The organism is Sandaracinaceae bacterium (genome assembly GCA_020633055.1).
Classification (GTDB): domain Bacteria; phylum Myxococcota_A; class Polyangia; order Polyangiales; family Houyiibacteriaceae; genus JADJJE01.
The window spans coordinates 435,949-459,435 of record JACKEJ010000010.1 but is presented as its reverse complement, the minus strand read 5'-3'; the positions used below and the strand labels follow the sequence as shown (position 1 = coordinate 459,435).

Annotated in this window: 21 protein-coding genes; 5 read left to right on the top strand and 16 right to left on the bottom strand. The window is 70.8% G+C overall.

The window, feature by feature from the left end; all coding sequences use genetic code 11:
• Nucleotides 1-74: 74 nt before the first annotated feature.
• The 6 genes from H6726_24330 to H6726_24305 form a co-directional block, all read right to left on the bottom strand.
• The gene (locus H6726_24330) at nucleotides 75-518 is read right to left on the bottom strand and encodes a nuclear transport factor 2 family protein (protein ID MCB9660795.1); all 444 of its coding nucleotides are present in this window, start codon (nucleotides 516-518) and stop codon (nucleotides 75-77) included.
• A gap of 16 nt (nucleotides 519-534) precedes the next feature.
• Complete coding sequence (gene trxB / locus H6726_24325) at nucleotides 535-1,494, bottom strand: thioredoxin-disulfide reductase (GenBank protein ID MCB9660794.1); 960 nt, start codon at nucleotides 1,492-1,494, stop codon at nucleotides 535-537.
• 14 nt (nucleotides 1,495-1,508) lie between these two features.
• Nucleotides 1,509-2,666, bottom strand: a complete 1,158-nt coding sequence (locus H6726_24320) for an FAD-dependent oxidoreductase (protein MCB9660793.1) — start codon at nucleotides 2,664-2,666, stop codon at nucleotides 1,509-1,511.
• Between the two features lie 12 nt (nucleotides 2,667-2,678).
• The gene (locus tag H6726_24315) at nucleotides 2,679-5,189 is read right to left on the bottom strand and encodes a transglycosylase SLT domain-containing protein (protein MCB9660792.1); all 2,511 of its coding nucleotides are present in this window, start codon (nucleotides 5,187-5,189) and stop codon (nucleotides 2,679-2,681) included.
• Nucleotides 5,190-5,374: 185 nt separating this feature from the next.
• Complete coding sequence (locus tag H6726_24310) at nucleotides 5,375-5,560, bottom strand: hypothetical protein (GenBank protein MCB9660791.1); 186 nt, start codon at nucleotides 5,558-5,560, stop codon at nucleotides 5,375-5,377.
• Nucleotides 5,557-7,320, bottom strand: coding sequence for a proline--tRNA ligase (locus tag H6726_24305; protein MCB9660790.1), 1,764 nt, complete (start codon nucleotides 7,318-7,320; stop codon nucleotides 5,557-5,559). The genes H6726_24310 and H6726_24305 overlap by 4 nt, the downstream gene beginning before the upstream one ends.
• 108 nt (nucleotides 7,321-7,428) lie before the next feature.
• On the opposite strand from H6726_24305, the gene H6726_24300 reads away from it, so the two are divergent.
• Together H6726_24300 and H6726_24295 are read left to right on the top strand one after the other, a co-directional pair.
• Nucleotides 7,429-9,075, top strand: a complete 1,647-nt coding sequence (locus H6726_24300) for a hypothetical protein (GenBank protein ID MCB9660789.1) — start codon at nucleotides 7,429-7,431, stop codon at nucleotides 9,073-9,075.
• 87 nt (nucleotides 9,076-9,162) lie between these two features.
• Nucleotides 9,163-11,160 carry a PAS domain S-box protein gene (locus H6726_24295; protein MCB9660788.1) on the top strand — a complete coding sequence of 666 codons (1,998 nt, stop codon included), beginning with the start codon at nucleotides 9,163-9,165 and terminating at the stop codon, nucleotides 11,158-11,160.
• Between the two features lie 31 nt (nucleotides 11,161-11,191).
• Here H6726_24295 and H6726_24290 read toward each other — a convergent pair whose 3' ends face one another.
• On the bottom strand, nucleotides 11,192-13,498 hold the full coding sequence (locus tag H6726_24290) for a PilZ domain-containing protein (GenBank protein MCB9660787.1): 2,307 nt from the start codon (nucleotides 13,496-13,498) through the stop codon (nucleotides 11,192-11,194).
• Between the two features lie 163 nt (nucleotides 13,499-13,661).
• The gene (locus tag H6726_24285; GenBank protein MCB9660786.1) at nucleotides 13,662-14,243 is read right to left on the bottom strand and encodes a superoxide dismutase [Fe]; all 582 of its coding nucleotides are present in this window, start codon (nucleotides 14,241-14,243) and stop codon (nucleotides 13,662-13,664) included.
• A 98-nt stretch (nucleotides 14,244-14,341) separates the two neighbouring features.
• Here H6726_24285 and H6726_24280 point away from each other — a divergent pair, with 98 nt between their 5' ends.
• Nucleotides 14,342-14,896, top strand: a complete 555-nt coding sequence (locus tag H6726_24280) for a helix-turn-helix transcriptional regulator (GenBank protein MCB9660785.1) — start codon at nucleotides 14,342-14,344, stop codon at nucleotides 14,894-14,896.
• Here the strand turns inward: H6726_24280 and cofC are convergent.
• The 6 genes from cofC to H6726_24250 form a co-directional block, all read right to left on the bottom strand.
• Nucleotides 14,874-15,488 (bottom strand): 2-phospho-L-lactate guanylyltransferase, encoded by a 615-nt coding sequence (gene cofC / locus H6726_24275; GenBank protein MCB9660784.1) that lies wholly within the window; start codon nucleotides 15,486-15,488, stop codon nucleotides 14,874-14,876. The genes H6726_24280 and cofC overlap by 23 nt on opposite strands.
• Nucleotides 15,485-16,408, bottom strand: a complete 924-nt coding sequence (locus tag H6726_24270) for a 2-phospho-L-lactate transferase (protein MCB9660783.1) — start codon at nucleotides 16,406-16,408, stop codon at nucleotides 15,485-15,487. Before H6726_24270 ends, cofC begins: the two co-directional genes overlap by 4 nt.
• On the bottom strand, nucleotides 16,405-17,199 hold the full coding sequence (cofE, locus tag H6726_24265) for a coenzyme F420-0:L-glutamate ligase (protein ID MCB9660782.1): 795 nt from the start codon (nucleotides 17,197-17,199) through the stop codon (nucleotides 16,405-16,407). Before cofE ends, H6726_24270 begins: the two co-directional genes overlap by 4 nt.
• Before the next feature lie 2 nt (nucleotides 17,200-17,201).
• Entirely contained in the window at nucleotides 17,202-17,846 is a 645-nt protein-coding gene (gene npdG, locus H6726_24260; GenBank protein ID MCB9660781.1) for an NADPH-dependent F420 reductase, read from the bottom strand.
• A 381-nt stretch (nucleotides 17,847-18,227) separates the two neighbouring features.
• A complete protein-coding gene (locus H6726_24255) occupies nucleotides 18,228-18,947 on the bottom strand; it encodes a hypothetical protein (protein ID MCB9660780.1) in 720 nt (239 codons plus the stop codon).
• A gap of 4 nt (nucleotides 18,948-18,951) precedes the next feature.
• A complete protein-coding gene (locus H6726_24250; GenBank protein ID MCB9660779.1) occupies nucleotides 18,952-19,320 on the bottom strand; it encodes a DUF533 domain-containing protein in 369 nt (122 codons plus the stop codon).
• A 267-nt stretch (nucleotides 19,321-19,587) separates the two neighbouring features.
• Between H6726_24250 and H6726_24245 the strand changes: the two genes are divergently transcribed.
• Both H6726_24245 and H6726_24240 read left to right on the top strand, forming a co-directional pair.
• Nucleotides 19,588-19,827 (top strand): hypothetical protein, encoded by a 240-nt coding sequence (locus H6726_24245; protein ID MCB9660778.1) that lies wholly within the window; start codon nucleotides 19,588-19,590, stop codon nucleotides 19,825-19,827.
• Nucleotides 19,828-19,863: 36 nt separating this feature from the next.
• A complete protein-coding gene (locus H6726_24240; protein ID MCB9660777.1) occupies nucleotides 19,864-20,913 on the top strand; it encodes a serine/threonine protein kinase in 1,050 nt (349 codons plus the stop codon).
• Between the two features lie 18 nt (nucleotides 20,914-20,931).
• On the opposite strand, the gene H6726_24235 is transcribed toward H6726_24240, so the two are convergent.
• Together H6726_24235 and H6726_24230 are read right to left on the bottom strand one after the other, a co-directional pair.
• Nucleotides 20,932-21,075 (bottom strand): hypothetical protein, encoded by a 144-nt coding sequence (locus H6726_24235; GenBank protein MCB9660776.1) that lies wholly within the window; start codon nucleotides 21,073-21,075, stop codon nucleotides 20,932-20,934.
• A 75-nt stretch (nucleotides 21,076-21,150) separates the two neighbouring features.
• Nucleotides 21,151-23,376: a PQQ-dependent sugar dehydrogenase gene (locus tag H6726_24230; GenBank protein MCB9660775.1), complete on the bottom strand. Its 2,226-nt coding sequence runs from the start codon at nucleotides 23,374-23,376 to the stop codon at nucleotides 21,151-21,153.
• Between the last annotated feature and the right edge of the window lie 111 nt (nucleotides 23,377-23,487).

Below are 23,487 nucleotides of genomic sequence, written 5' to 3'. Positions count from 1 at the left end.
TCCCCCGGGGGGCGTAGCGCCCCGTGGCCCGGAGAGGTGCCACCCACGGGCCGCACCCCTCCGCGGTGGCGCGCTCAGCGACCGCGCTTGGTCAGGTGCATGAGCAGGCGCGGCGTGGTCTTGGCCGTGGCGAGCAGCAGCTTGGGCCAGCTGAAGCGGTCCACCCAGCGCACGATGAGGCCATTGCGCACCACGAACTCGCCCTCGACCCACAGGCGCATGCGCCACCCCGGGCCTGCCAGCGTGTCGTAGCGGTTGCACTGCACGGTCGCGCCCCGCGTCTCGTAGCGCGCCGAGTCGACGACGAACTCTGTCATGTGGCGGGCCATCAGCCCGAGTTGCTGCTCGAACTGCTTGCGTCCGCGCGCGGGCGGCAACGGCACGTTCTGGTACACGACGTCGTCCGCGACGAGGTCGAGGATGGCCTCGCTGTCGAGGCTCTCGAGGGCGGCGAGGAAGCGCTCGACGAGGAGGACCTCGCTGGGCGCGGCAGAGACGTCGACGGCGAGGGACGGCATGACGCGGAGTGTATCCTCAGCCGCCGTGCGCCGCGAGGAAGTGTTCCGCTTCGAGCGCGCTCATGCAGCCTGTGCCAGCCGCTGTAATGGCCTGACGCCACTTCTTGTCCTGCACGTCGCCCGCGGCGAACACGCCCGGGACGTTGGTGGCAGTGGAGTCGGGCTGCGTGACGATGTAACCCTGCGCGTCGGTCTCGATCTGCCCGCCCAGGAACGCGGTGTTGGGCGTGTGGCCGATGGCGAAGAAGAGCCCAGTGGCGGCCAGGTCGCGCGACTCGCCCGTCTTGTTGTTCACGACCGTGATGCTCTCGAGCCCATCGCCGCCCTTGCAGGCGGTCACCTCGGTGTTCCAGAGGATCTCGATCTTCGGGTTGTCGAACGCACGCTGCTGCATGATCTTGCTGGCCCGCAGCTCGTCGCGGCGCACCACCAGGTAGACCTTGCTGCCGTACTTCGTGAGGAAGGTGGCTTCCTCGACGGCGGAGTCGCCCCCGCCGATGACGGCCAGCGGCTGATTGCGGTAGGGCGGCAGGGCGCCGTCGCACACCGCGCACGCGCTCACGCCGCGCTGCCAGAACTCGCCGTCCCCGGCGCCCGGGATGTCCATGCGCTTGGCGGTCGCGCCGGTCGCGATGATGATCGTCTCGGCCGTGCCCTCTTGCGAGTCGGTCTTGAAGCGGAAGGGGCGCTGACTGAGGTCGAGCGACTCCACCGTCTCCGTGTGGATGACGGTGCCGAAGCGCACCGACTGCGCGCGGAAGCGGTCGGTCAGCTCGGGGCCCATGATGCCTTCGGGGAAGCCCGGGAAGTTCTCCACGTCCGTGGTGGTCGTGAGCTGACCGCCGGCCGCGACGCCCGCCGCCATGAAGCCCTCGAAGAGCACAGGCTGTAGCTCGGCGCGCGCGCAGTAGATGGCGGCGGTGTGGGCGGCCGGGCCGCTGCCGATGATGACGACTTTGTGGGCGTTGTCGGACATGGGGGTTCCTTCGGTTAGCTCCGCGTTGTACGGGTTTCGAGCTGTGTTGCAACCCAGTCGGCGATGGCCAGGCAGGCCGTCAGCCCCGGCGACTCGATGCCTAGCAGGTGCACGATGCCGGGCGCGCCGAGGTCGGCCGGCCCGAGCAGCAGGAAGTCCCCGGAGGAGCCATCGGAGCGCAGCAGCTTGGGGCGCACGCCGGCGTACTCGGGGCTCAGGTGCTCGGCGGTGATGCCGGGCAAGTAGCGACCGAGCGCTGCCGCGAAGGTCTGTGCCTTGTGTGCCCAAGCGGTGTCGTCCAGCAGATTCAAGCGGACGTCCTGGGCGTCGATGGGGTAGGCGTCCGGACCAGCGCGTGTGCGCCCGCCGAGGTCGCGCGTGAGGTGCACGCCCAACCCGTGGGTCTGTGGCACGGGGTACACGAGCGGGCAGCGCGGCCGCGGCGCCTCGGTCGCGAGGCTCATGTAGTCCCCGCGGTAGTACGCCGGTCGTGCATCCCACGCCGCGAGGTCGAGGCCCGCGAGGCGGGCCAGCTCGGGCGCACCGTGCCCAGCTGCGTTGACGACGGTGTCGGCATGGATCTCCTCGGTCGCGTCGGACGCGCCGTCGTTGCCGGTCGTCACGGTCAACGTCCAGCCCCCGGACCCGCGCTCGAGGCGCACCGCTCGCTGTCCGAGCGCCAACTCGGCGCCCGCAGCGCGCGCCTCGCGTGCCAGCGCGTCCACCAGGGCTGCGGCGTCTACCACGCCGGAGTTGGGCGACCACAGCGCCGCACAGGCACGCAGGGCGGGGTCCTCCCGCGTCACGTCGCGGCCGTCCACAGACGTTACGTCTGCACCGTTCTTCGTCGCAGCGCGCGCGACGGCGTGCAGCGCCTCGAGCTCTTCGGGGTGCGCGGCCAGCACCCACTTGCCCGTGCGCTCGTGGGGCACGCCCGCCTCCGCGCAGAAGCGGTACAGCGCCTGCGCACCATCGACGCACAGTCGGGCCTTCCAGGAGTCTCCCGGGTAGTACAGCCCCGCGTGGATGACCCCGCTGTTGCGCCCGCTGGTGCCGCGCCCCACACCCCCTTCGCGGTCCAGCACGTACACCTCCCGCCCCGTCTGGGCGAGCGCTCGGGCGCAGGCGAGCCCCACCACGCCAGCCCCCAAGACGACGACGTCGGCGCGCAGCACGAGCGTCGCTCAGAACGCGATGGCGTGATCGTCGCCGCTGGGCAGCGCCATGGACAGCACCTCGGGGGGCAGCCCGGCTTGGGCACGGTACGCCTGATAGTGCGTCAACACCCGGCGCACGTAGCGGTGCGTCTGCTCGAACGGGATGAACTCGAGGAACGCGTCGATGGGCTGGCCCGGCCCGTGCGCGCGCAGCCAGCGGCGCACGTTATGGGGTCCGCCGTTGTAGCTGGCGATGGCGAGCGGCAGGTGACCATCGAAGCGCTCGATCAGCGAGGCCAGGTACCAAGCCGCGAAGTCCAGGTTGACGGCAGGGTCCACCAGGTCCCCCGTGTCGAAGTCCGTCATGCCCCGCGCTTCGGCGATCAGACGGCCCGTGCGGGGCATGATCTGCGCGAGACCGATGGCGCCTGCGTAGCTGATGATGCCCTGCTGGTAGACGCTCTCTACGCGCATGATGGCGAAGAGGAGGTTCGGGTCGAGGCCATGTCGAAGGGCTGCCTCTTCCACCAGGTGCGCGTGGGCCCGCGGGCGGGCTCCCACTTCCGACCACCCGACCATTCCAACGGCGATGCCGTGGTCACCCAGCGCGGAGCTGATCTCGGCGAGCTCGAGGCGCTCCTCAGGAGCCAGGCCGCGCCGCTCTTGGCGCGCGGTGAAGCTGACCGCGCTGCGACGGCGATCACCACCCCGCGCCACGCCCTCGAGCCCGGTGCGCCGTAGCGCGGTGCCGCGCGCGTCGCGCCACTGCAGGAACGCCTCGTAGAGCTCGTGGGTGGCGGTGTTGGGTTCGCCCAAGCGGAGCAGGTCGTACGCGCGCGGCAGCGACGGGAACGCATCGCCGTGCTCGGCGGCCAGCGGCAAGAGACGCTCGGCGACCAGGTTCAGGTCTACGTTGAGGTGTAGGCTGCCAGGCGCGATGTCCACCGGTGCTCCGCGCGTTCCTTCTCCGACGCTGCGGGTGGCGGCAGGGTCGAGGCGGCGCGAGTCGCTGGCGGGGGCGGGCTGCAGCGCGCGCACGCGCACGTCAGCCCACATGGCGTAGTAGCGCTGGGGGGTACGGTCGTGCGTCTTGAGCTCGCCATAGGCCGCTCGCGCCTCATCCAAGCGCCCAAGGCGCTCCAGCGCGCGCGCGCGGTAGTACGCCGCCTGGGTGCCACGCTGCGAGCGCGTGTTGGCGAGCGGTTCGAACATGCGGAGCAGGTCCGTGTCGTCTGCCAGCCCCATGGCCTCGAGGGCTGCGTTCATGCGGGCGTCCGCAGCGATGTCACGCGTGGAGAGCGCGTGAGTGGCGCTCCGCACCGGCTCCGCCAGCCCTGCGCGGGCGGCGACCTCGATGACCTGCACGAGCTGGGCGTTCGACAGCTGCGCGTAGGCGCGCCGCCCGACCATGTGCTCCACGCGACGCGTGGCGATCTCCACATCGCGGGAGAGCGCCGCCGTCATGAGGTCCGCAGCGCGTTCGGCGCGCTCTTCCGTCTCTTCGGCGCTGACTGGAGGCGACTGGCGGATGCCCTGCTGTTGGTGGGTCAGCGCGTCGCTCCAGCGGCCCTCGAGGCGGGCTAGCTGCGCCGCCGCCAGGTGTACCCGCGACCGCAGCGCCCGGCTGAGGCGGGCTTCGCCGAGCGCGGCCAGCTCGGCGCGGGCCCGTTCGTGCTGCCCCAGCGAGACCATGCGCTCGGCGCGGTCCACACGCTCGGTGGTGAGCTGACGCCGCACGCGCACCCCAGCCTCCCGCAGCGCCGTCAGGTGCGCCAGGCCTGCCTCGGCGGCCGGGCTCCCGGGGAAGTGCAGGTCCAGCACGCGGAACGTCTCGGCCGCTTGTGTCCGTCGGTCGCGGCGCAGCTGCGACTCACCCAGTAGGAGGCGCAGCTGCGCCTCACCGGGGAGCTCCTGATAGCGACCCATCAGCGCACGCAGCGCCCCGTCGGCGCGTGGGTCGTCGGACAGGATGCGGACGCGCACCTCCGCGATCTCGGCTTCGACACGTACCGCGCTGTCCACGCTCTGGCGAGCCGTGCGTAGCGCCTCGGCGGCCTCGGGGTAGCGCGCGGCGTCGATCAGCAGCTCGGCGCGCAACAGGGCGACACGGTCCGCCAGGCGGGGGAAGGCCGCAGCGGTCTCGTCCAACAGCCCGAGAGCGGCATCCAGCTCGCCGTCCGCAGCGAGCGCACGGGCCCGCTCGAAGGCGCTGGGCTCCGGTGCGCGTACGATGGCGGGTGCGCTGACCGCAGTGCCCGGGGTGATTCGGCTCGAGCCGTTCGCGACCGGCTGCTCGCGCGCGAGCGCGTCGAGGTCGGGCGTCGACTCGGGTCGTCGCAGGGGGTCCACGCGGCACGTCAGGCGCTCGGCAGAGGACCACGCCACATCGCCCACCGCGCAGCGCTCCCCGCCTTCGGCCTGCGCCAAGCCCGGTCCCCACAGCGCGGCACCCGCGAGGGGCAGGGCGAGCGCGACCCGCGCCGCGATGCGGAGGGGGGCTGACCGGGAGACGTGGGTGCGAATGAAGCGGGGGGTCACAGGTACCTCCATTGTGATGAATGGTGGCCAATAACGCAAAAGCTCGCGAAAGTGGGTGCGCCACCGGTAGGACGCACGACCCCCGCAGATCATTTCAGCGCCACTCGGGGCCCGAGGCCGTGTCGCGCCAAGCGGCGCACTCGAAGCGCGAGCGGGGGTCCCACATTCCGAGCAGGGGAGCGGTCTCAGTGCGCAGGGGGCGGCGCACTGCTCGGCGTCGCTTGCGGCCCGACCTCGGCGACGTTGGTCGCTTCGGGCTCTTGCTCCAACTCCGGCTTCAGCACGGTCACCACCCCGATCGCCACCAGGGCGGCGAAGACGAGTCCGAGGACGATGATGCGGCTGGTGGGGGTCTCGTATTGGTCGCTCACTTGGTCAGCTCCCCACCGAGCGCGACGACGCGCTCGGTGATGCGTGCAACGGCTTCGGTGACGGGTACGTCGAGGGCGTCGCCCCCGCTGCGCTCCTTCATCTCGATGTTCCCCTCCGCCAGCGCCCGGGCGCCGACCGTGACGCGTAGCGGGATGCCGAGCAGCTCGGCGTCCTTGAACTTCACGCCCGGCCGCTCGTCGCGGTCGTCGAGCAGCACGTCCACTCCGGCGCCGCGCAGCCCGTCGTAGATCGCCGTCGCGGCCGCCACCGTCTCAGTCGCGTCGCCGAGCACGGAGACGATGACCTGGAAGGGCGCGATGGCCATCGGCCACCGGATGCCCGCGTCGTCATGGTGTTGCTCGACGGCGGTGGCCATGAGCCGGGACACGCCGATGCCGTAGCATCCCATGACGATGGCGCGCTGCTTGCCGCTCTCGTCCAGGAAGGTCGCGCCCATCTTCTCGGAGTAGTGCGTGCCGAGGATGAAGACGTGGCCGCCCTCGATGCCCTTGTAGGTCTCGAGCGGGGCGCCGCACTGCACGCACAGGTCGCCCGAGCGCACCAGGCGCACGTTGACGCGCTCGCCTTCGTAGTCGCGGCCGTAGACGATGTTGGCCGAGTGGAAGGGGTTCTCGTTCGCGCCACCGACGGCGCTCGGGATGGCAGCGGCGTCTGGGTCCACGATGACCCGCCCGCTGTAGCCGACTGGGCCGATGAAGCCGGGGGCGGCGCCGACGTGTGCCTTGACCTCTTCCTCGGTGGCCATGCGCACCTCGTCCGCGCCCAGGTGGCGCGCGAGCGCGATGTCGTTCACCTCGTGGTCGCCGCGGACGACGACCATCACCGTCTCGCTGGCGCCCGTCGTGATGTTGCTGGCGACGTAGATGAGCGACTTGATGCACGTCTCGGGTGCCACGCCCGTCGTGCCAGGGACGTTGGCTTCGAAGAACGCAACGACGTCCGCGATGCTCTTCACCTTCGGTGTGCGCACCTTCTCGATGGCGGGGACGTCCCCGCCGGGTGCGGCTCCGGGCGCAGCCGGGCAAGCCTCCGCGACCTCGGCGTTGGCCGCGTACTCGCACGAGGAGCAGGCGACGATGGCGTCCTCGCCCGTCTGCGTCAGCACCTGGAACTCGGCGCTGGTGCTCCCGCCCATGGCCCCGCTGTCCGCGCGCACGACGCGATAGTGCAGCCCGAGGCCCCGGAAGATGGCGTGGTACGCGTCGCGCATGGTCGCGTAGCTCTTCTCGGCCGCTTCCATGGACACGTCGAACGAGTAGGCGTCCTTCATCAGGAACTCGCGGCAGCGCAGCAGCCCACCACGGGGCCGCGGCTCGTCGCGGTACTTCATCTGGACCTGGTACAGGTTGAGCGGGAGCTGGCGGTAGCTCTTGACCTCGCGCCGCACCAGGTCCGTGATGATCTCCTCGTGGGTGGGCCCCAGATGATAGTCGTTGCCGCGCCGGTCCCGCAGCCGCACCAGGGTGTCGCCGAAGCTGTCCCAACGGCCCGTCTCACGGAAGTACTCGGCCGGGAGCAGGGCCGGCATGAGCAGCTCCTGGGCGCCCGCGGCGTTCATCTCGCGACGGACGATGTTGCTGATCTTGGTCAGGACACGCTGGCCGAGCGGCAGCATCTCGTAGATGCCTGCGCCCACCATGCGCACGTAGCCGGCGCGCAGGAGCAGCACGTGGGAGGGGCTCGTCGCGTCCTTGGGGACTTCCTTGAGCGTGGGGATGAACGCCTGACGGTAGCGCATGCGCGCCTTGTAGCCCGCGGAGGCGCGGGACACCAGCGCCGCGAGGGGCGCCGTGCCATGCGCAACCGGGCGCGACGCCAGAGGACGGGGTGCCCGAGCGGTGTGTCGGTGCTAGAAGGCGCCTTCCCCATGGGCACGCTCGCGACCGTCTTCGTGGCCGTCTTCTACGGCGTGATGCTGCTGTCGCTGCTGTACTTCATCCACAAGGTGATGTGGTTCCTGCGTTTCCGGCGGCTGCAAGCGACCCTCGCGACCAACGCCCTCGACAAGCTCACGGGACGCGCCGAGACGACGGTCGTGCGCTTCGAGCAGGGCGCCGACGTCTCCTGGTCGGAGCTCGCGCAGCAGGGAGACCGCAGCCCCATCGACTACGTCAAGCGTATCGAAGGCCGTCTGCAGTCCATGATGGAGGAGCTCACGGCAAGTCGTCACGCCCGCGTCGATGATTTCGTCGCGTCGCTCGACGAGAACCCCGCGACGCCCAGGGAGCGGCAGGCGCTCGTGCTCCAGGTGCCGCGCGTGGCAGGACCTCCTCGCGAAGTCTGCCTCGATCTCCAGTTCCCGCAGGTGGTCGTCGCTGGAGAACCCAACGAGACGCTGTTCAACCTCGAGGTCCGCTCTCGGTATGGTGTGGCGCCCAGGCTCTTCGCCTTCGTCCTCGGCGCCGCGGACGTCGTGTATGGCTCGCGTCACGTCATGCGCATCTCGCAGAACGCGAGCGTGCCCGTGGCGGTGCTCATGCGGCGGCTCGGGTTGGTCGTCATCGTGCTCCTCGCCCTGATCGGAGACTTTACCTTCTCCGTGCGCCCTCGGTTGGTGACGTGGGCTTCGCGCGAGGTGGCGCGCGGCCTGCGTGTGCCCCTCGGCGGGGCGCTCGGCGCCTGGGTCAACGACCACCTCGCCACCATCGTGGGTCTCAGCCTGTGGCTCTTGCTGTACGGCGCCTTCTATCTGTCCATCTACGTGGTGCTCTTCGTGCGTTCGCACCGCAACCTGCGCGAGCTGCGCGCGATGGAGCTGGACCGGCCGCGCGTCACCGCGGACATCGAGGCGCGCCACCGCAATCAGCTCGTCGCGTGGGCGCGCGAGTACGGAGCGAGCCTGGACGAGGCCACCAACGTGGCCTGCAAGCAGGCCCTCTTGCTGCTGCAGCGCACCGTGCACCGGCTTCGGCGTCGCATCGCCAGTCGCGCGCTCCTCGCGCAGTGTGACCGCATGGCGGCGGCGTTCTTCGCGCGGCTGCCCGAGTCCAGCAAGGGGCTCCGTGACGTGGCCACCGAACAGCGCCACTCGCGGCTGCACTACTTGTGGCCGCAGGCGAAGGAGATGCAGTACCACGTGCAGCTCGCGCAGTACCGTGAGGCCTTTCACCAGCTGGAGGCCGGTGGGCAGCGGCTGAGGGGGAGGCGCCCCGACCCGGTGCAGGCCGAGGACACGTGGCGCAACCTCGTACGGCTCGCGCGCATGTTCCCGGAGGTCGTCCCGGCGGATGCGCTGGACGAGCTGAGCACCGCGCACGCACGCATGCTGGAGGCGGTGGCTGCCGACACGGAGCGAGACCTGGCGGACCTGGACCGCCGGCTGGACGAGCTGGCCCATGGGCTCACGGAGACGCTGGCGTCCGTGACTCCGGTCGTGGAGAGCATGGTGGACCTCACCAGCGAGGCCATTCGCGAAGAGATGAGCGAGTACACGTCGGAGATCCTGCGTGTCCGCGAGCTCGCGCGCGTCGAAGCCATGGCGTTTGAGATCTAGATCACAATTGCCATTTGATACCGACAATGAGGCTCCCCTGATATGCTGCCCCAGGACGCCTTGGGCGCCCTGTGAGCCCCCCGCCTGATGAACCCCTCCCCTGTACCCTACGTGCTGGACCACGACCTGGACCGGCGCGCGCTCGTCGTACGTGCCCTCGGGACCGGCGTGCGAGCCGTGGGGAGCGTGACGGAGCTGCTGGAGGCCGCCGCCGCGGGGCAGATCGGGCCTGTCGTCGTGGCCGCGGACAGCGCGCTCGTGAGCGCGGCGAGGGAGGCGCTGCGGCCCCGAGTACCTCTGCTCGTGTGGCTCCCCGAGGACACGCAGGACGACCCCGCGCAGTGGCTGGCGCACGGCGCGGATGACGTGCTCCTCGCTCCCCTCGCGCCCGCTCAGTGCCAGGCCCGCCTGCGCGTGGCCGAGGCAGGGCGCGGCGCCCGCCTGGCCCTCGTCGAGGCCGCGACCGACGCGGAGACCTTGCTCGAGCTGACCCAGCGCCTCACGTCGTCGCTGGACTTCCGCGACATCTTGTTCTCGGTGGTGCGACGCGTCGCGCGCGCCATCGGCTCGGCCCGTATCTCCATCGTGCTCGCGCCAGACACCGAGGGGTCGGACATCGACGAGAAGGGGTACGTCATGGTGGCGAGCGACGACGAGACGCTCACCAACCTCGCCATCGACTTGGCCGACTACCCCGAGATTCGAGAGGTCTTGCGGCGCCGCGAGCCGCTGACCATCGACGACGTCAGGACCCATCCCGTCCTCGCGGGAGTCAACGTGTCGCAGGACCTAGGCGCCATGGTGCTCATTCCCATCGTGTGGGAGACGCAGGCCATTGGCGTGTTCTTCCTGCGGCTCGAGACCCCTCACCGTGTGCTGCAGCCACGCGAGATGCGGTACTGCCAGGCCGTCGCCAACGCCACCGCGGTCGCGCTGCGCAACGCGCGCGTGATGCAGTCGCTGCGTGATCACACTCAGGAGGTCACGTTCGCGCGCTTCGAGGCCGAGCGTCGGCTCGCGGGGCTCGAGCGCTACGCGGAGCTGTTCGCGTCGGCGGCCGAGGGGATCGCCGTGCTGGCGGAGGACGGGTCGCTCTTGTTCGCGAACCCTCGCGCGCACGAGATGCTGGGCTACTCCGCGGACGAGATGAAGGGGCTGCTCATCAAGGGTCTCGTCAGCGAGACCGAGCGGGAGCGCACTCGGGCGCTGTGGGACGGCTTCGCGGCGGGCGTGTACCCGCGTGGCGCGGACATCCGCTTCGTGCGCAAGGACGGCAACGAAGTCATCCTCAACTGCTCGTTCGCGGCTCTCGCCATCGGCGACGCCAAGGTGCTGGTGTCCTGTCAGGACGTGACGGTGCAGCGGCAGACCGAGGCGGAGCTCATCAAGACGATGGAGTTCCTCGAGTCGCTGATCGACGCGAGCGTGGACGGCATCGTGGCCGGGGACATGGAGGGCAACATCGTGCTCTTCAACCCCAGCGCCGAGCGCATCTATGGCTACCGAGCAGCCGACGTCGTGGGTCGCATGAACCTCGCCGACCTCTACGACGGTGAGGGGTGGACGCTGGTACGGGAGCGGCTGATGTCCGACGGCTACGGCGGGTTTGGCCGCCTCGTGCCCACGCGCGTGGACGCGAAGGGGGTGAAGGGGGAGCAGATCCCCATCCAGATCTCCGCCGCGCTCATCTTCGAGCGCGGAGAGCCGGTGGCGACGTTCGGCATCTTCACCGACCTGCGCGAGCGGCTCCGCACGCAGCAGCGCTTGGCCGAGGTGCATCAGAAGCTCGAGCACACGGAGCGGCAGGCCGTGCTGGCCGAGCTGGCAGGGACGGCGGCGCACGAGCTGAACCAGCCTCTGACGAGCATCATGGCGTACGCCGAGCTACTGGAGCGCAAGTTGGTGCCCGGGTCGGCGGAGCATCGCGCGGCGGGCACGATGGTCAGCGAGGCTCAGCGCATGGCGGACATCGTGCGCAAGATCGGGCGCGTGACCAAGTACGAGACGCGCAGCTACGTCGGTGACCAGAAGATCCTCGACCTGGACCGTGCGTCGGCCCGCGGCTCGAGCCCCGGCGACGAGTAGGCTCGCGCACGCGGGGCTCGGGTCGAGGGACTCAGCGCGCGATCTCGATCTGCAGCGTCGCGCCCCGACCGCTCACGCGGTAGGCGGGCGACTGGCCGGCGACGAACTCGACGGTGAGGGTCGAGTACGTGCCGTGATTCAGGATGTGGCTACGCGCGACGGACGGATGGTTGCGGCTGATCGTCCGTGCGCCACCCATCGCGAGCGAGCCCGGGATGTCGACCACGAAGCCGTTGCTCTCCGCGCGGCCGCGCACGTTCTCGACCGGCTGGCTCATGCTGATCTCGAAGCGTCGGGCATTGCCGACTGTGTCTGCGCCGAAGGAGCGGCCCTCCTGCATGGGTGCCTGCTCAGCCCCGCCCTCTGCGTATGGAGAGTCGCCCGGCACCGAGCCCGGCGCCTGGGGACGCTCGTCGCCCAGCGAGGGGTACGTGGGCTCTGCGAGGGGACCAGGAGTGGGTCCGGGTGGGACGGGGGCGGCTGCCACCGCCGCGGCGGGCGCTGGGGCGGGCGCCGCGGGCGCGACGTACGGGGACACGGCCACGTCCGTCGCGGGGGCCGGTGCGGCGGCCAGTGGCTCACTCGGGGTCCTGGCGGTGGTGGGCGGTGCGTCGACCTCGGCCGGCTCCTCGGCAGAGGGGACGAGCGCCCACACGGTGAGCGCTACCAGCGAGAACGCCAGCGCGGACAGGGCGATCGCACGTCGACGCGCGCGCTGCGGGTCCAGCGCGGCGCTCGTCTCGTGCTGCGCTCGAGGGGCGCCGGGCCGCACCGTCGCCCCCACGCGGGACTGCTGGCGTCGCAGCGGGCGGCCCGAGGTCGTGGTGCGTCGAGCTTGGTGGCCACGCAGCTGCGCGACCGTGTTCTGAGTGCGCCGGCCGAGCGCGCGCAACGTGGGCTTGGCTTTGGTACGCAGCGTGACCGCGAGCTGCAGCGTGCGCGCCCACAAAAGGCGCAGCGCCGGCAGCAGGCCCTTCAAGCCGCCAGCCAGGAGCGCGCGCCCTCGAGCGCGCAGCGGGGCGGTTCGCGCGCCGAGCTGCTGCGAGCGCGTCCGGAGCAGCAGCGACAGGCGGTCCACCGGGGAGTCTCCCAGCGCGTCGGGCACCTCGTCGGCCGCGGCCGGCGCGTGCCCGCGGGAAGCGGGGTCGCGCGTATCGGCCCGCCCGGGGCGCATCGGCTCGCGATCCGCGACGTGCGGAGCGCTCAGCAGCTCGTCGAGGTCGTCTAGCTCGCTCTGGCTCACGTCCTCGGCCAGCGCGCCCAGCGCGACGACGACGTTCTCGTCCTCGTCGTCCTCGTCGTCGTCGTCGTCGGGCCGGGCGAACGCCACCTCGGCGCGCGCTGCGCGGGCCATGTCGGACGGACTACGGGAGGGTCGCGCATCGACGATGCGGGCGGGCGGCACCGAAGAGTGCCGGGCGTCCTCGAGGGCCATGCTCACGTGTCCGTCCTCGAGGACCGCTCCGGCCTGCTCCTCTGGGGTCGCGTCCACGGCGCTGTCGCCCTCGCCGTCCTCCACGTCTGGCAACGTGTCGAGCGGGCTGCGTAGCTCGGTCTTGGCGTAGGCGACGTCGCTGTGCACGGGCTCGGGGATGGCGAGTTCGAGCTCCTGCTCCACCGCTTCCGTCTCGCCGCCGAACTGCACGGTCAGCACCAGCTTCGGCGCTCCATCCACCACGCGCAGCGCGACACCCACCAGCGAGCCCTTCGGGCCGCCCTCGACCGCCGCGATGCGTGTGCCGAGGCGCAGGAAGGGGAGAGCCTGCTCCACCACGAGCGCTTCGTTCGTCGCTTGAACCACCTTCGCAGCCACGGGGCTCGAGACGCCATCGATGAACAGGCGGATGGTGTCGGGGATGGCCGGGTGCTTGGTGGGCGGTGAGGGCTCGTAGGAGTCTGCGACGCGCGCCGCGTACCCCGGGTCCGAGTCGTCGACGTAGCCTGGGTCCGAGTCGTCGACGCTCCCGCCTCCTGCGCTCGAGTCTTGCCACTCGCCGTGCGCGCGGTGGGCGTCGACGTAGTCGCGGATGCGCTCTTCGTCGAGGCGCGCCAGGTCCGTGAAGCGGAGGCCGAACTCCCCCGCGTAGGGGCCGCTGTGTTGCGCCCACACGACCTGGCACTCCGCCTCGATGGACTGCCCGTCGGGCATGGGGAAGGAACAGCGCATCTCCGTGCCCACCTCCGGGAGGATGGATGCGCGCAGCGACAACCCGCCTTCGGCGATGTTCACCGCGTCGGCTGGGGCCGTCTCGCCGTACTCCACGAAGGAGACCTCGACCACCCCGTGATCCATCGGCACGCGTTGCGCGTGCGCCCTGCGCTCGATCTGTGCTTGCATGGTTTGCCTCTGGTGGAGCCAGTGCTCCGCACCGGGAGGCATTTCAGAACGCGCGCGGGGGGTCCAGTTTTCGACACGTGCGGCGTGCGCGAAACGCGACGCCCTCCGCAGCGAGACCGCGGAGGGCGTTCGAGTGCGCGAACAGCGCCGTGGCGAGCGGCGATCAGTCGGCCAGGTTCGCGTTGGCGAAGTCCCAGTTCACCAGGGAGTCGAGGAAGGTGTCGATGTACTTGGGGCGCGCGTTGCGGTAGTCGACGTAGTAGGCGTGCTCCCACACGTCGATGGTGAGCAGGGGCTTCTTGTCGGTGGTGAGCGGGGTCTCCGCGTTCGGCGTCTTCACGATCTCGAGCGTGTCGCCGCTCTTGACCAGCCAGGCCCAGCCCGAGCCGAACTGCGTGGCCGCGGCCGCCGCGAACTGCTCGCGGAACGCGGCGTAGCTGCCGAAGCTGGCGTTGATGGCGTCCGCGATGGCGCCCGTGGGCTCACCGCCCCCGCCGGGCTTCATGCTGTTCCAGTAGAAGGTGTGGTTCCACACCTGCGCGGCGTTGTTGAAGACGCCGCCCGACGAGCTCTTCACGATCTCCTCGAGGCTCTGGTTCTCGTGCGGGGTGCCCGGGATGAGCTTGTTGAGGTTCACGACGTAGGCGTTGTGGTGCTTGCCGTGGTGGTAGTCGAGGGTCTCTTCGCTGATGTGGGGCGCGAGACCGTCTTTGGGCCAGGGCAGTGCGGGGAGTTCGATAGCCATGTTTCCTCCTGAGTTGGAACGCAGAAGCTAAAGACCTGGGGGACGCGGATCAAGCCCCCAAGCTCTAGAATATTGATAGGATTCTCCAGGATACCGTCATGAGTCGCAGCTACCTCCCCGAGAATCTCCAGCGCCTGCGGCACGCCGCGGGGCTGACCCAGAAGTCCTTGGCGCTGGCCGCCAACCTCCCGCGGGCGACCCTCGCGAGTCTGGAGCAGGGCGAAGCGAACCCACGCCTGGATACGTTGCTGGCCGTCGCCGCGGCACTTCAGGTCGGCCTCGACGAGCTGGTGGCGGCGCCGCCGCGACAGCGCCTCTACAAGGTGAAGACCTTGGACGCGCGCGAGTACCGCGACGACCAAGGACGCTACATCTCCAGGTTGCTGTCGCCCATCGCCTCGCGCGGCGTGCAGATCCAACGGGTGACGTTGATGCCGAAGTGCTCGGCCGCGGGGCGGCCCCACCCGCGCGGCTCGCAGGAGTTCTTCGTGGTGTTCTCGGGCGAGGCCACGCTCGTGGTGGACGGCGACGAGGTCGTGGTCGAGGCCGGGTCGCTGGTGCAGTTCCCGGGGCACCTGCCGCACCGCTACACCAACCGAGGGGCCGTGCCCGCGGAAGGCTACTCGCTGATCATCCTCTCGCTGGAGGGCTGAGGCGCGCGCGGTACGCGGCGTAGTCGGCGGGCGTGTCGACGTCGCCCGCGAGGCCCTCGGAGTGGACGACGTGCGTTCGTGCGCCGAGGGCCTTGGCGCGGGCCGTGTGGAGCGCGAAGCTGCGCGCGTCTCCGAAGCACGTCGGGAGCAGATCCGCGGGCGCCACGACCAGCGCGTTGGTGCCTGCCCGTGCGCCGTCTGGCGCCAAGACCAGCTCCGCGTCGCTGGCGAAGAGTGCGTCGAGGTCGCAGGCACGCAGCAGCGGCAGGTCGCACATGAGGACCAGCGCGGCTTCCGCGCCCTGCTCTACGGCGACGGTCAGCGCGGCGTCGATCACCTCGTTCAGGCGGCTCGCGGAGACGGGGTCGTGCAGCGGCACGTGGCCTCGTGTGCGGGCCAGCGCGAGCACGTCGGCGTCGCGCGAGCTGACGAGCACGCGGTCGACACCGGGGTGGTGTTCCAGCAGCCCGAGCACATGCTCGAAGCAGTGGCGCGCGAACGCCTCGCGCTCGGACGTGGTCAGCGTTTCGGTGAGCCGCGACTTGGCGTGCGCGAAGCCCTTGACCGGGACGATGGCGGTGTGTCGTCTCACGGTAGGGCCGCCGCGAAGTCGAGCAGCTCGCGCGCCAGGCGCGCTCGATCGACCTCGTCTCCCATGACGGTGGCGGTCTCCAGCGTGGGGAGCGTGACGTTCACCGCGTCGCCGCGCTCTACGACCAGCCCACGCAGCAGGTCCGCGTAGTAGATGCCGATGGCGCTGGCGCTCGCCGGGGTGCCGAGCAGGTCCGGGATCATCGTGCCGAGCGGGCCCTTGACGGCTTGCCCGCCGACGATGGGGCTCAGCCCGACGGTGCGGCGTGCCGCCACGCGCTCCCGGACACCCGGTAGCTCGAGGATGGGGTCTAGGGACACGAAGGGGTTGCTGGGGCACAACACCACCAGGTCGGCCTCGTCGAGCGCGCGCAGGACCTCGTCGGTCGCGTGGCCGTCCCCTTCACGCGTGACGCGCGCGACACGCGGCGCCGCGCGGCGACCCACGAGCCAGTCTTGGAAGGGGAGCCGTTCCCCGTCGGTCGTCTCGATGAACGTCCGACGCTCGCCGTCGCTCATCGGCAGGAGCGGCGTACGCACGCCCACGCGCTCGCACAGCTCGGCCGTGACCTGCGTGAGCGTCGCGCCCTCGCCCAGGCGAGCCGTGCGCACCAGGTGCGTGCCGAGGTCCTGGTCCCCCAGCGCGAACCACGTCGGCCCGCCGTAGCGCGCGACCATCTCCATGGCGCGGAACGTCTCGTCACGTAGGCCCCAGCCGCGCGCGCGGTCGCCCAACCCCGACAGCGTGTACATGAGCGTGTCGAGGTCAGGGCAGATGCGCAGCCCGAGGTGCGTCAGGTCGTCGCCCGTGTTGACGATCACCGTGAGCGCGCCCTCGGGCAGCGCGCGCGCGAGCCCGTGCGCGAGGCGCGAACCACCGACGCCGCCCGCCAGCGCGACGACCCGTGGGGCACTGCTCATGCGTAGAGGTCCACGTCGGGGTCGCGCAGCAGCTCGTGTGCGCCCGTCTCGCTCGGGGTGAAGCGCAGCCCACGGACGTGGACGACCGGACGGGCCTCGTCGCTCTGGCCGGCGACCAGATCCGCAGCGGCCGCCAGCTGATCCGCCAGCGCCGTGATGGTGTACTGCAGCTCGCGCCCGTGGAGGTCGTGGCGGCCGCGCTGATCGAACACGGCGGGCACCCCCGCGACGCCCACGGCCACGCCGACAGTGCCGACCCGGAACGGGCGCCCGAACGAGTCGCTGACGATCAAGCCCACGCCAGGCGCGCCGAGCTCCGCCAGGAGGTTGCGCGCGCTGCGGTCGGGGTCTTCCGGGAGCAGCAGGGCCCACGGCCCCGACCCCGCAGGTGCGTGCGCTGGCGAGGCGTTGCTCATGTCGATGGCGGCGTTGGCCGAGATGAAGCCGAGGCGATGGCGCACCACGAGCACGCCAGGCCGCTTGCGGGAGATGCTCGCGGACTGGCGCAGGATGAGCTCGACCTGCGCGGGGTCCTTGTCCACCTCGAGCGCCAGCGCGCGCGCTTCGTCCGAGGGGACGACCTGGCTCATGTCCACGAAGCGCCCCTCGCTGCGCGAGAACAGCTTGGACGTGACCACCAGGACGTCACCCGGCGCGAGCGTGAGCTCTGCCGCAGCCAGCGCGGCACGGACGAGCGGCGCCAGCGCGTCGCCGCTCTGCACGAGCGGGATGCCCGGGAGGGCTGTGAAGTGGACGCGAGCGCCGACCTCGAGCGCCGCCCCGGGCTCCATCGTCATGCGGGCATCCCCGTGATGCGCAGGCCCGCCGTGGCGCCGTACTTCTTGTTGATGAAAAGCAGCACGGGCGTGATGGACTCGAGGGCCACCGCGTTCTCCAGGGTGCCCGCCTCGATGGCCCGCAGGCCCAGGTCCTCGATCAGCTTCGCGACCGTCTCGCGCGCGACCTTCTCGCCGCACAGCAGCACGTCGCAGTCGAACTCGTGCGCGGGGTCGCCGAGGTGCTCCGAGCTGATGTGGTGCAGCGCGGCGACGACGGTGGCGCCCTCGCCCAGGATGGCCTGCGACTCCAGCGCGGCAGCCGAGCCGGGGGGCAGCTGCACGCTGCGCACCTTGGGCGGCTTGAGGGGCACGGTGATGTCCACCACGACCTTGCCGGCGACGGCGTCACGGATGGCGGTGAAGGTGGGCGCGTGCGCGGCGTAGGGCACGGTGACGATGACGACCTCGCCGTGGGCACAGGCCGCGAGGTTGTCTCCGCCGCTGAGCGTGATGCCGTGCTCGCTCGCCAGCTCGGCCGCCTTGGCCACGCCGCGCTCGCTCTCGCGCGAGCCGATGAACACGTCGTGCCCGGCGCGCGCCCAGCGCAGCGCCAACCCGGTGCCTTCGCGGCCGGTTCCACCCACAAGTCCAATACGCATCTACCTGTCTCCTTGGTCTCGGACCCGCGGGCCCTGTCGGCGCCGGTGGCGGCGCGCGGCACCATAGCGCCCCGGGGGCGACGTTGCGAGTGGGAGCGGGGCGGCCCGCGCCTGGGCCCGGTCGCGCAGGCGCTCCCTGTGGTGCCTCCCCGTTTTCTACGCGCCGCAGAGCGGCGCTTGAAAGCGGGTCCCCCCAGCACCCAGGCGCGGGCCGCCCCGCTCCCTCGGCGACGTCTGGGGCTTTGGAGGGGGACGGGAGTGAGTCGAGTGTGGTTGGTTGGGGCCGGTTGGTTCGCGTGGAGGATGGGTGTGGCGGGAGTCGGAGTGAGTCGGTGGTGGTTGGTCGGGGGCGGTTGGTTCGCGTGGAGGATGGATGTGGCGCTAGCGCGTGAGCATCTTCAGGGAGACGCCGTAGTGGTAGCGGATCTGGTCGGCGTCGTAGCGGTGCTCGGGGGCGATGGGGCAGGCTTCGCGGGCGGGGCAGCGGTGGGCGCACGGGGACTCGGGCCGGGTGCGGAAGTCGATGCAGTGCGGGAGCGAGAGGTCGCCTTGGGTGAGGGCGTTGCCGAGGCAGGCGGAGAGACAGGGCTTGTCCACGCAGGTGGCGCACGGGGCGCTGGCGGCGTCGTCGGGGAGCGGGGAGAGCGGGAGGTTCGTGTCGGCGAGGAGGGCCACCCGGTAGGCGAACCAGGTGCCGAAGGTGTGGTTGATGCCGACGCGGAGGGGCGAGGGGTGGTGCCAGCCGAGGAGCGCGCCCAGCTCCTGGAGCGGGATGGTGCGGTGCCCGGGGTAGAGCAGGGTGAAGCGCTGGACGCCCAGCTCGCGCTCGAGGTGTTCTCGGACGGTCTCGACCGAGAAGGTGTCGATCGGATCTTCCGTGGTGCGGAGATCCGCGGGGGCCGTCTGGAGGGCGCGCCACATGCGCGGGCCGGCGTGTGCGAAGACCAGCAGCTGGGCGTAGTCGAGGAAGGCAGGATCCTGTGCGGCGAGCGTGGCGCGCAGCGGCTCGGGGAGCGCGGCCACGGACAGGACGCCGCGCAGCAGCAGGCCGCGCTCGGACAGGACCCGGCTGTCGTGGGGGCCGAGGACTTGGAGTGGCATGGGCTCAGGCCACGGCGGGGGCGATGCCGTGCTCCGCTTCGATGGCCACCAAGGTGGCCTCGGCCAACCCGAGGGCGGCGCGCAACCGCGTGATGAAGGCGCGCTCACGCTCGTGCAGGACGCCGTCGAGGGCCACGATGCCCAGCGCCGCCCGGTACACGCCCTCGCGAGCGATGGCGTCGAGGGCTTGGACGGCGTCGACGCTCACGTCTGGCGGGTGGCTCAGCAGGCGGCGCGCGGTCTCGAGCTCGGCGCGGCTGAGGTCGGGGCTGGCCTCGATGCGGCGCTCAAGGGCGGCGGCCTCGTTGGGATGGAGGTGGCCGTCCGCCCAGGCGGTCGCGGCCCAGAGTTCGAGGATGCGTAGCGTGTCCATCGGTCGGGCCGCAGGGTAGCAACGTTCGTCGGTCGCCGTGTACTGTCGAGTCGCCTCGTGGTGACACGGTGGAGCGCCACGAACCACGAGGAAGATGTCCTGAGTGGGCACGCCGTGCCGGACGTGCTCGGCGCCCGGGACGTACCGCGAGCGTGGCGTCCGGACCACAACGGACGTCGTGAGGGCGATGGATGCACCGCTCGACGCGATGAGCACGCTCGAGCGGCGCGGTCGACAGACGAGGCGGGCGACGGTGAATCGAGCGATGTGTCCCACCGGGTGCGCGCCTCCGTCGACTTGCGACGCTGTCTCGCGGCGGCGAGCGGCCCTGTCAGCTTCGAAGTCGCCTTCGTCATCGAGTCCGATGGAACGGCCCAGCTCGTCGCGATCGAGTCCCGTCGGTGGGCGGGGACGGCTCGCTGCGTAGGTGCGGCGTTTCGGGCCATGCGCTTCCCGGCGCTCCCCGAGGGTCACACCGCGCTCGTTCGCATGCCCATCACCAGCTGACCCCCGACTTGGGGCATGATGGCCGCGGAGGTCTCCTTGGAACGCTTCGTTCGCTGTCGCCACTGCAACCTGCCACACGTCGCGTCCGTGCTGCGCTGTCCATTCACGGGGGACGTCGTCGACCCCCAGACCCGTCTCCCGGCGGGTGTGACCTGGAAGCCGTCGCGCGACGACCTCACAGGGACACTGCTCGAGGAACGCTATCTGCTCGGGAAGCGCATCGGCGATGGCGCCATGGGGTCGGTGTATCGGTCGGAGCACGTGCACCTCGGCACGACGGTGGCAGTGAAGGTGCTCCACTCACGCTTCGAGAGCGGGAGCGCGGCAGAGACCCGTTTCCTGCGTGAGGGGCAGTCGGCTGGACGCATCGAGCACCCCAATGTGGTGCGCATCTTCGACGTCGGGCGGCTGCCAGACGGAGCCCCGTACATCGTCATGGAGCACCTCACGGGGCAGGAGCTCAGCGCGCAGCTGGGTGGCCACCGCCTCCCGGTGGCGCGCGTCGCGCAGCTCGGTGGACAGCTGTTGGACGGCCTCGCGCGCGCCCACGCCGAGCGCGTCATCCATCGCGACATCAAGCCCGACAACCTCTTCCTGGCGCAGGAGCGCGGTGAGGAGGTGCTGAAGATCCTCGACTTCAGCATCGCCAAGGACGAGTCGCAGGAGGGGCTGACGGGGGATGGTGACGTGCTCGGGACCCCGCACTACCTCGCCCCCGAGCAGGCCATGGGCCGGCCCGTGGACGCGCGGGTCGACCTCTGGGCGTCGGGGGTCGTCATGTACGAGATGCTCACCGGCGCGCTGCCGTTCGAGGGCGAGAACTTCCCACAGCTGGTCATGGGCATCCTGACCGCTTCGCCAGCGCCGCCCTCGACGCACCTCCCCGGGCTGCCCTCTGCGGTCGACGACTTCTTCGCGTGTGCCCTCGCCAAGGAGCCCGACGAGCGCTTTCAAGACGCGCGGGCGATGGCCGCGGCGATGCGACATGCGTTCCGAGACCTGAACGACCGGGCGGGCGACTCCGGGGAACGCGTGGTGACGACGGTCGATCGCGTGGACATGGACGACACCATCGTCGACCCCTAGCCAGCTACGCGGGCGCGCTCAGCGTGCGAGCCCAGCGCGGCGGGTCACCTCGTAGGAGAGCGACCGACCGATGGTCGCGTCGACCGCCACCGTGTCGTCGAGCTCCGCGAGGATCTCGGTCATGCGCTGCTGGAGCGCCGGGTCGAGTGGGCTCGCCGTCATCGGCCGTCCTCGGTCACCGCGCCATGATGAACCAAAGACCGTGGCGTTGGGTGGAAATCGCGGGCGCCAGGCGTTTCATCCGAGGCGTGTGCGGCAGCGCCCTCCTCGACGCCGCCAAAGCGCAGCCGCGATGACGACCACGGTGGGCCAGGCCGGAGCGCGCTCCCCTCCCGCGCTGACACGGCACCCACAGCCTCCACCACCGTTCGGCCCGCTCCCTGCGTCCAGTCGTCCTCCGTCGAGCGTCACGCTCGCGTCCGACGCGCCTCCGTCTTCCACGACCCCCGCGTCCGCTCCCCCAGCGTCGTCGTCCACCGCGATGGCTTGGACGGAGCGCGTCGCCGCGCCCGCCGCGCTCACCGTGAACGTCGCCGTGTCGTTGACACCGTCGGCGTCCTCGGCCGCTGCGATGGTGACGATCTGCGGCGTCGCGTAGTTCGCAGGCGTGAAGGTCAGCTGCGCGCCAGAGCTGACGCTGAGATCCGCGTCCCCCGCGCCGCGAGCGACGTTCACGAGCACGTCGGCGTCAGGTGCGTCGGCGAGCCGCACGGTGAACGTGCGCGTCCCACCTTCGGTGAGGGTCAGGTTGGGCGTCGACACCACCAACACCACGGAGGCGCTGTCGGTCACGTCGACCTGGACGTCCACCGCGACGAGCCCGCTCGACGAGACGCGCAGCTGCGCGCGATCGTCTTCCCCGTCCTCGTCGTTCGCGGCGACGATGCGCACGGGCTGCGGGTCCATCCAGTTGCCGGTGGTGAACGTCAGGGCGCTGCCCTGCGTCACGCTCACGTCGGCGTCCCCACTCTCCCGCACGATCATGACGCTCACGTCTCCCGCCGGTGCCTGCGCGAGCGAGATCGAGAACACCGCCGCGCCGCCCTCGAGCGCGCGCACGTGGCGCTGCGACACGACGAGCGCTTGCGACGGTGCGGAGTACCGCGTGCGGTAGATGGTGCCGTTGTAGCTCGCCGTGTAGAGCGCGCCGTCGGGGCCGACGGCTTGGTCGATGGGCGCGTTCAGGTTGGTGGACCAGTAGTCCACGCTGCTCACCGCGGTGCCCGGACCCACCACCGCGCGCATCATGCGGTTGTCGATGAAGTCGCCGTAGAAGAAGTTGCCGCGATAGGCCTCGGGGAAGCCGGTGGCATCGTAGAACGTGCCACCACTCATGGTGCGCCCTTGCGCCATGGTGGTCAGCTGCCCGCCGCCGCTGCTCGCGTCGGGTCCGGGGCTCGACACGGTGAAGAGGCGGTCGTTCGGCGCGCGCGAGCCCTGCGCCACGTAGAACGTGCCGTTGAAGCTGTCGTCCGTCACGCCTGTGACCACGATCCGCTCACCCTGGCGCAAGCGGTGACCGACGGCCGTCGTGAAGGTGATGACGCCGCCGCTGCGCACGGCCCCGTCCGGCTCCACCACCAGCGTGCGCGTCCCCCCGGTGCGATACGCGATGACCGGCGTGATGAAGCCGTCTGGCTGATCGTTCTCGTAGTCGTTGTAGCCTGCGTGGTTCCCTCGCCGCACGACGAACGCCTGTTCGTAGGTGGTACCCACCACGTTGACCCACAGGAGCCCCGTGGTGGGCTGGAACGTCAGCGTGAACGGGTTGCGGAAGCCCCTGGCGAAGATGTAGTCGGCGTTGCCGCCCGGACCATCGACGAAGGGGTTGTCGCCCGGGACCGAACCGTCGCGTCGCGCCCGTCCTACCTTCGCGGCCATCCGCGTCAGGTCTGCGTCCACGCCCGTGCCGTTGCCCAGATCCCCGATGGACCAATACAGCATGCCGTCCGCGCCGAAGCCGATGCCACCCCCGTCGTGGTTCTGCCCGCGCGTGGGGAGGTCTTGGACGATCACAGTCTTCGCGGTGCCGACGTCGCCGCTCGCGGTGTACCGGATGATCTGTTGTTCGGAGTCGGAGACCGTGACGAACAGGAACACGTAGCCGTTGGTCACGAAGTCTGGGTCGAACGCGATGCCGATCAGGCCACACTCGCTGTTGGTGAACACGGGCGAGACCGTCGCGAAGGGCGTGGGGAGCAGCGTCCCAGCCCCACCCGGGTTCAGCTGCACGATGCGCACCTCGCCTCCCTTGCGGGTCAGGAACAGCCGGCTGGACCCGTCGGGGGCGAACGCCATGCCAGTGATGTCGCTCGCCGTGGACAGCCAGGTGCTCTCCGCGAAACCCGCCGGCGAGCCCACCAAGTCCGCGCGAACGTCGGCCGGTGCGCACCACAGCAGCCATGCGAGCGTCAGGGTGAGGGGCTGCGACCGGGCCGCGCGTGCAAGGAGACGGTGTGCCATCCCAGCAGTATCCACGTGAATCCGCTGGTGTCGCGCTCTGGCCGCCGACGCGCCAGCCTCCCCGCACGTCGGCACGGTACTCTTCGTCTTCTTGCGACCCCCGTGAAGGTC

What these genes read in the sequence shown, in the direction of transcription:
- H6726_24250 (MCB9660779.1), bottom strand. Translation starts at nt 19,320, where the DNA reads ATGGACACGCTACGCATCCTCGAACTCTGGGCCGCGACCGCCTGGGCG.
- H6726_24285 (MCB9660786.1), bottom strand. Translation starts at nt 14,243, where the DNA reads ATGGCTATCGAACTCCCCGCACTGCCCTGGCCCAAAGACGGTCTCGCG.
- H6726_24280 (MCB9660785.1), top strand. Translation starts at nt 14,342, where the DNA reads ATGAGTCGCAGCTACCTCCCCGAGAATCTCCAGCGCCTGCGGCACGCC.
- H6726_24270 (MCB9660783.1), bottom strand. Translation starts at nt 16,408, where the DNA reads ATGAGCAGTGCCCCACGGGTCGTCGCGCTGGCGGGCGGCGTCGGTGGT.
- H6726_24330 (MCB9660795.1), bottom strand. Translation starts at nt 518, where the DNA reads ATGCCGTCCCTCGCCGTCGACGTCTCTGCCGCGCCCAGCGAGGTCCTC.
- trxB (MCB9660794.1), bottom strand. Translation starts at nt 1,494, where the DNA reads ATGTCCGACAACGCCCACAAAGTCGTCATCATCGGCAGCGGCCCGGCC.
- cofE (MCB9660782.1), bottom strand. Translation starts at nt 17,199, where the DNA reads ATGGAGCCCGGGGCGGCGCTCGAGGTCGGCGCTCGCGTCCACTTCACA.
- H6726_24235 (MCB9660776.1), bottom strand. Translation starts at nt 21,075, where the DNA reads ATGACGGCGAGCCCACTCGACCCGGCGCTCCAGCAGCGCATGACCGAG.
- H6726_24255 (MCB9660780.1), bottom strand. Translation starts at nt 18,947, where the DNA reads ATGCCACTCCAAGTCCTCGGCCCCCACGACAGCCGGGTCCTGTCCGAG.
- H6726_24295 (MCB9660788.1), top strand. Translation starts at nt 9,163, where the DNA reads ATGAACCCCTCCCCTGTACCCTACGTGCTGGACCACGACCTGGACCGG.
- H6726_24290 (MCB9660787.1), bottom strand. Translation starts at nt 13,498, where the DNA reads ATGCAAGCACAGATCGAGCGCAGGGCGCACGCGCAACGCGTGCCGATG.
- npdG (MCB9660781.1), bottom strand. Translation starts at nt 17,846, where the DNA reads ATGCGTATTGGACTTGTGGGTGGAACCGGCCGCGAAGGCACCGGGTTG.
- H6726_24305 (MCB9660790.1), bottom strand. Translation starts at nt 7,320, where the DNA reads ATGCGCTACCGTCAGGCGTTCATCCCCACGCTCAAGGAAGTCCCCAAG.
- H6726_24230 (MCB9660775.1), bottom strand. Translation starts at nt 23,376, where the DNA reads ATGGCACACCGTCTCCTTGCACGCGCGGCCCGGTCGCAGCCCCTCACC.